The sequence below is a fragment of the Scytonema hankhaensis NUACC26 genome (genome assembly GCF_045865695.1).
Taxonomy (GTDB): domain Bacteria; phylum Cyanobacteriota; class Cyanobacteriia; order Cyanobacteriales; family Nostocaceae; genus Scytonema.
The window spans coordinates 21735-27734 of the sequence record NZ_BAACAP010000123.1; the positions used below are offsets into that span (position 1 = coordinate 21735).

At 42.2% G+C, this 6000-nt stretch carries 7 protein-coding genes; 3 read left to right on the forward strand and 4 right to left on the reverse strand.

The window, feature by feature from the left end; all coding sequences use genetic code 11:
* Nucleotides 1-50: 50 nt before the first annotated feature.
* The 4 genes from ACKTT2_RS06770 to leuB all read right to left on the reverse strand — a co-directional run bounded on the left by ACKTT2_RS06770 (nucleotide 51) and on the right by leuB (nucleotide 3297).
* A complete protein-coding gene (locus tag ACKTT2_RS06770; protein WP_407885193.1) occupies nucleotides 51-266 on the reverse strand; it encodes a putative signal transducing protein in 216 nt (71 codons plus the stop codon).
* A gap of 185 nt (nucleotides 267-451) precedes the next feature.
* Nucleotides 452-1270: a prepilin peptidase gene (locus tag ACKTT2_RS06775; protein ID WP_407885194.1), complete on the reverse strand. Its 819-nt coding sequence runs from the start codon at nucleotides 1268-1270 to the stop codon at nucleotides 452-454.
* Between the two features lie 171 nt (nucleotides 1271-1441).
* Entirely contained in the window at nucleotides 1442-1702 is a 261-nt protein-coding gene (locus ACKTT2_RS06780) for a hypothetical protein (RefSeq protein WP_407885195.1), read from the reverse strand.
* A 506-nt stretch (nucleotides 1703-2208) separates the two neighbouring features.
* A complete protein-coding gene (gene leuB, locus ACKTT2_RS06785; protein ID WP_407885196.1) occupies nucleotides 2209-3297 on the reverse strand; it encodes a 3-isopropylmalate dehydrogenase in 1089 nt (362 codons plus the stop codon).
* A 77-nt stretch (nucleotides 3298-3374) separates the two neighbouring features.
* Here leuB and ACKTT2_RS06790 point away from each other — a divergent pair, with 77 nt between their 5' ends.
* Genes ACKTT2_RS06790 through ACKTT2_RS06800 form a run of 3 tightly spaced genes read left to right on the forward strand, consistent with a single transcriptional unit; the run spans nucleotide 3375 to nucleotide 5886 of the window.
* A complete protein-coding gene (locus ACKTT2_RS06790) occupies nucleotides 3375-3836 on the forward strand; it encodes a PIN domain-containing protein (RefSeq protein WP_407885197.1) in 462 nt (153 codons plus the stop codon).
* Nucleotides 3820-4218: a hypothetical protein gene (locus ACKTT2_RS06795; protein WP_407885198.1), complete on the forward strand. Its 399-nt coding sequence runs from the start codon at nucleotides 3820-3822 to the stop codon at nucleotides 4216-4218. Before ACKTT2_RS06790 ends, ACKTT2_RS06795 begins: the two co-directional genes overlap by 17 nt.
* Before the next feature lie 51 nt (nucleotides 4219-4269).
* Nucleotides 4270-5886 carry a cyclic peptide export ABC transporter gene (locus tag ACKTT2_RS06800; RefSeq protein WP_407885199.1) on the forward strand — a complete coding sequence of 539 codons (1617 nt, stop codon included), beginning with the start codon at nucleotides 4270-4272 and terminating at the stop codon, nucleotides 5884-5886.
* Nucleotides 5887-6000: the final 114 nt, after the last annotated feature.

Genomic DNA, 6000 nt, shown 5'->3' on the forward strand with positions numbered 1-6000 from the left:
CTTTCTCATGCATCTTTGGTTGCTAGCTTAACGAAAATACGTAAACAAATTCAACTCTCCTGCTCGTCTTCATAGGAACTTAGTAGCAACAAAGCAGCCCACTTATCTTGTAACCGTACCTGTAAAGCTGCTGGAGTACCAGCCCCTAAATAGGACTTCACCCCCAAATCAATAATTTTTGTTGGTATACCATGAGCTGCTAGCAGCTCTTGCATAAGTTCTGCTTGCCAACGGAAACTTGTTGTTAACAGCGTAATCCAAGTCACAATATTATCTTATCAGAAGCTTAAACCTTGATGGGGTGACGAGATTTACAGTTGGGGGAATAGGGATTGGGGAACTCGGGGCCCCCTCCTTGTTGAAGGGCAATGGGGATTGGGAACTGGGGATGATCGCCAATCGCCAATTGCCAATCATCATTCCCCAATCGCCAATCGCTATTCCCCAGTCCCTATTCTGGTAAAAACAACCGCAAATAACTAGACAATATTGTTTCACCACCAAAAATTGTGATAAATGCTCCCAAAGCAAGATAGGGACCAAAAGGCATTCTCTGTCCCCATCGGCGTTGCGAAAGTACGATCCCACTTCCACCTACCACGACTCCTACCACACAGGCAAGAAAGCTAGCGACAAGTAAATACTTCCAACCCAACCACGCACCCATCATCGCTGCTAATTTGGCATCCCCTCCACCCATGGCGGTTTTTCCAAAAGCAACTGAACCAATAATAGCGATCGCATCAAACAGCCACAAGCCCAGAACGGCTCCAATAACTGCTACCACTAGGTGATTTGCAAATTCTTGCCAACTTGCTGTGGCTAGGTAACCGAGAGTCATTTGAAAAGTGATTCCCAAAACCAAACCCGATTTGGTAAGTGGATTGGGTAAGGTCATAGTATCTAGATCGATCAGTGATAGCGCTAATAGCCAACTGCAAAACGTCCAATAACCAATAGTTAGCAGTGAAAATTTAAAGATCCAAAAAACTAATAAAAAAATAATACCCGCTACCCCTTCTACCAAAGGGTAACGGAGAGAAATCTTACTTTTGCAATAACGGCAGCGTCCTTTTAACCACAGCCATCCCAGTACTGGAACATTATCCTTGGGCTTGAGCTGGTTGAAGCAGTGGGGACACCGAGAGGGGGGCCAAAGTACGGACAGACCAGCAGGTAGTCTATAAACTACAACGTTAATAAAGCTGCCAACAGAAGCTCCCAGAGCGAATACGATGAAACTCGCCTGGACAATTACGAAGATGTCCATTGTGTCAAAAGTCCTTTGTCAAAAGTCCTTTGTCATTTGTAGTTTGTCCTTTGTCATTTGTCATTTGTCATTTGTAGTTTGTCCTTTGTTATTTGTTATCACCAATGACTAATGACTAATGACCTTTTGACCTTTTGACCAATGACTAATGACCAATGACTAATGACCAACTTAGTACATATACGATTCAATTTGGGTCAACGGAATAAAACACTCATCTGGTAAAAGAACTGGTTGGTTAGTAAAAATCACTTTTCCTCGGTGATTATACCGATTAATTGCCACTCCTGAAGGTTGCCCGCATATTTCGGGATGTACCTCACAGTAAGTGTGATAAATTTGTCCAGCGGCTCTGATGACGGTTGGATCGATCGACGCCGGATGGTCTTTTTGATTGCTATAGTTAGCTTGTCCTTGTTTTAAAGCGTACACCACTTACTGAATATTGTTGTAGGTTTGTCGTATTACTAAATAGCCAAAAATTAGGAGATTTTGAAGTAATTTGAGGTTAATCGGACTTCACCGCCCCCCAAACTACAAATGTTGTTTGCTCGTTTGAGCACGCCCAAAAGGGGTATTGTTTGCCTCGATACTGCTTAAGAGCTTGTTACTGAGTTACGGTGTTGCACTATCGTGACGTAGCCATGTTCCTTCCTCGACGCTTGAGGCTGGCAAACCTCATTAAATCATGACTCTTAAGCGGACTAAAACCCACAGTTGGTTACACGCTTTGCCGTAGAAAGACTCCTTTTCAAGGCAAGGAGCGTTAAGCGCTCTGGGTAACGCAGAAACTAGTTCTACGCTGAATCATGGTGGAGTCAGTAAGTCGAATTACTCCGATTTACTCTGGATTACTCCAGTTCACGTACTCCTCTTATAGTTTATCTGAAAGTTTTGGCAAAGGTATGCCAAAATTTTCTGGTTCTTGATAGGCAAGATTACTCTTCTTCAAGAACTTGAATTAGGGCATCACCCATAGCGCGGCAGCCCAATAAATTCGTACCCGGAGACATTATATCCCCCGTGCGAGCACCTCTCTGTAAAACTTGTAACACTCCCTTCTCAACATAATCTGCTGCTGCCAACTGGTTTAAACCATAACGGAGCATCATTGCGGCACTTAAGACCTGCGCTAAGGGATTTGCTTTGTCTTGTCCTGCAATATCTGGGGCAGAACCGTGAACGGGTTCAAAGACTCCTGGGCTAGAAGCACCTAGGCTTGCCGAGGGTAACATCCCAATACTGCCAGTGAGCATAGCAGCTGCATCTGAAAGAATGTCGCCAAACAGGTTTCCCGTGACTATAGTATCGAACTGTTTGGGGGCGCGTAACAGCTGCATGGCTGCATTATCTACATACATATGGGTTAGCTCCACATCCGGATATTCTTGGGCAAGTTGAGTTATGTGGCTTCTCCAAAGTTGAGAAACTTCCAAAACGTTTGCCTTGTCAACAGAACACAGTTTGCGATCGCGTTTTCTTGCGGCTTCAAAAGCTACACGTCCGATGCGATCGATTTCGGATTCAGTATAAGCCATTGTATTGACACCCCGCTTTTCACCCGTTTCTGTGGTAAAAATACCTTTTGGTTGACCAAAGTAAATGCCACCAGTTAGTTCTCGTACCACCAAAATATCAACCCCTTCAACCACCTCCCGTTTTAAGGACGAAGCATCGATCAACTGGGGCAGAATTGTTGCAGGGCGCAAATTCGCAAATAAACCCAATCCCGCCCGCAACCCCAGTAAACCTGCTTCTGGACGTAAATGAGATGGTAGAGAATCCCATTTATAACCGCCAATCGCTGCTAGTAAGACAGCATTGCTGCTGCGGCAAATTTCCAGAGAATCCTTTGGTAAAGGTTCGCCCGTTGCATTAATAGCAGCACCTCCGATTAGTGCTTCTTGAAATTCAAACTGGATATCAAATTTTTGACCCACCACTTTCAGCACGTCTACCGCCACTGCAATAATTTCGGGTCCAATACCATCGCCAGGAAGTAAGGTAATGCGGTATTTCTGTGCCATAGTTCATGTTTACTAAATAAATGTTTAACTGTGCAGAAAATCATGCAGATTAAATATAATACCTAGCAAGCGTGCCAATGACGTTTTCAATTTATTTAGACGTATGCTGCTTCAATCGCCCCTTTGATGACCAGACCCAAGAACGAATTCGCTTGGAATCCGAAGCAGTGGCGGCAATTTTAACCCGATGTCAAAGAGGTGAATGGCAGTTACTCGGAAGTGAAACCATAGATACTGAGTTGAAAGGCGCTCCTGATGGTGAGAGAAAAAAGCAGACACAGTTATGGGCGGCTTCAGCGAAAGCTAAAATACTTATCACAGAACAAATTGAAACTCGTGGTCTAGAACTCATTGAAATAGGCTTTAAAGATTTTGATGCATTACACATTGCCTGTGCAGAAGCAGGAAAAGCCGATATTTTGCAGACAACGGATGACAGAATGTTACGTTTAGCAGCAAGGCATCAGAAATTGTTACAAGTAAGAGTAGGAAACCCATTCCAATGGCTAATAGAGGTGACAAATGACAAACCTGAGTAACTTGACTCAATCGCAACTTATGCAAGTAGGAATAGAGGCGCTAGCTAAATGTCTCGGTCCTGCGGGAATGCTACGATTTATGCAGCAATATAACCAGGGCAGTGGCGATTATACAAGAGATAGAGATAAAATTTTGGGCAATCCTACTCTTAGTGAAATTGTTGCTGAAATCAAGGCAAGACGACAGCAAGCACAAGTTGAAGGTTCAGATGCATCACTCAAATACACAACCATGTCAAAGATAGATGTTAGCCAGTTAACTCAAGAACAAATTAGGCAAATGGGACTAAAAGCATTGACTGAAGCCCTTGGTCATGTTGGGATGCTACGATTCATGGAGCAATATGACAAAAGTAAAGATACCCATGGGTTAGATCGGTAGAAGACTCTAAGCGATATGACCGAAGAGGAAAATGATTTGAAATAAATCTTCATGAATCTCACCCAATTTCTGTTGCGGGAATCCTGGAAGCATATTGCAATAGCGACACTGACTGGATCGATTAGTGGTATCTGTAGTGCAGCTTTGCTTGCCTTCATTAATAGCGCTCTTACCCATCAAGATACATCAATTGATATTTTGTTTTCAGGTTTTCTCGGTCTTGCAATTGTAACTCTCTTTTCCAGTCTGATTTCCCGATTTTTACTAGTGAATCTTGCCCAAGATGCTGTTTATCGGTTAAGACTTCGCTTGAGTCGTTGGATTCTCGCTTCTCCACTACGTCACCTTGAAGAAATCGGTGCAAGCCGTTTACTTGCAACCTTAACTGATGATGTTCAAGCCATTTCATTTGCTGTATACGATCTTCCCTTTCTTTGCATTGATGTGGCAGTTATTATTGGCTGTTTAATCTACCTAAGTTGGTTATCTTGGTTCGTCTTCGCATTCACAATCCTATTTTTAGTAATAACAATTGGTAGCGTCCAATTACTAATAGTACGGGGAAAGTACTATATGAAGTTTGCACGCGACGAACAGGATCGACTCTTTCAGCATTTTCGTACAATTACGGCGGGTATTAAGGAACTCAAGTTACATAGCGATCGCCAAGAAGCTTTTTTTCATGAAGAACTTACATATACCGCTAAATCTGTCCGCAATTATCGAGTCACAAGCTTCAAGATTTTAGCGATCGCTGTGAGTTTCGGAGAGATTTTATTTTTCATTCTCCTGGGTTCATTAATTTTTGGTTTGCCCAAACTCATACCAGTAAGTACTCCGATTCTCTCCGGTTACATCTTGACGATTACCTTTCTAATGCGACCTCTTCAGAGCCTCTTCCAAATTTTACCTGAGATGAACCAAGCCACCGTTGCTTTACAAAAAATTGATACGTTAGGCTTATCACTGGTAGAGCGATCGGAAACTACACCTTTTACACAACCCTTTCCACCACAGTTTCAACGCATTCGACTACAGGGAATTACGTATATCTATCATAATCAACGTGAAGAACAGAGCTTCACTTTGGGACCGATTGATTTAGAATTTCAACCAGGAGAATTGATTTTTATTGTTGGCGGCAATGGTAGCGGAAAATCTACTCTGGCAAAGTTACTTACTGGTTTATATGTTCCTGAATTTGGGGAAATTTATGTCGATCAAAAACTAATTACCAATCAAAATCGCCAAGCTTATCGTCAGTTGTTTGCCGCCGTATTTTCAGATTTCTTTTTATTTGAGCGAATTTTAGGTATTTATTTAGACGATCTTGATATCCAAGCACAAACCTATCTTAAACAACTTCAACTAGAACATAAAGTGCAAATTAAAGAAGGTGTACTTTCTACAATCGATTTGTCTCAAGGACAGCGCAAACGTCTAGCTTTACTAACAGCTTACTTGGAAAATCGTCCAATTTATGTGTTTGATGAATGGGCATCAGATCAAGACCCCTTTTTCCGAGACATCTTTTACCACCAACTGTTACCAGATATGAAGCATCAAGGGAAGGTGGTATTTGTCATTAGTCACGACGATCGTTATTTTCATCTTGCTGACCGTTTGATTAAACTTGACTACGGCAAATTGACGGAAGCGCAGCATTAATCTATGGAACATTATGACAAAAATAAAAACACATACACTTTAGAGGATGTTTGAAAAGTCATGATTGATGTATCAAATATTTTTTACCCCACCCTAACCCTCCCCGATGTATTG

Excerpts from the sequence above, each read along its gene's own strand:
- leuB (WP_407885196.1), bottom strand. The coding sequence starts at position 3,297 with ATGGCACAGAAATACCGCATTACCTTACTTCCTGGCGATGGTATTGGA.
- ACKTT2_RS06790 (WP_407885197.1), top strand. The coding sequence starts at position 3,375 with ATGACGTTTTCAATTTATTTAGACGTATGCTGCTTCAATCGCCCCTTT.
- ACKTT2_RS06775 (WP_407885194.1), bottom strand. The coding sequence starts at position 1,270 with ATGGACATCTTCGTAATTGTCCAGGCGAGTTTCATCGTATTCGCTCTG.
- ACKTT2_RS06795 (WP_407885198.1), top strand. The coding sequence starts at position 3,820 with ATGACAAACCTGAGTAACTTGACTCAATCGCAACTTATGCAAGTAGGA.
- ACKTT2_RS06800 (WP_407885199.1), top strand. The coding sequence starts at position 4,270 with ATGAATCTCACCCAATTTCTGTTGCGGGAATCCTGGAAGCATATTGCA.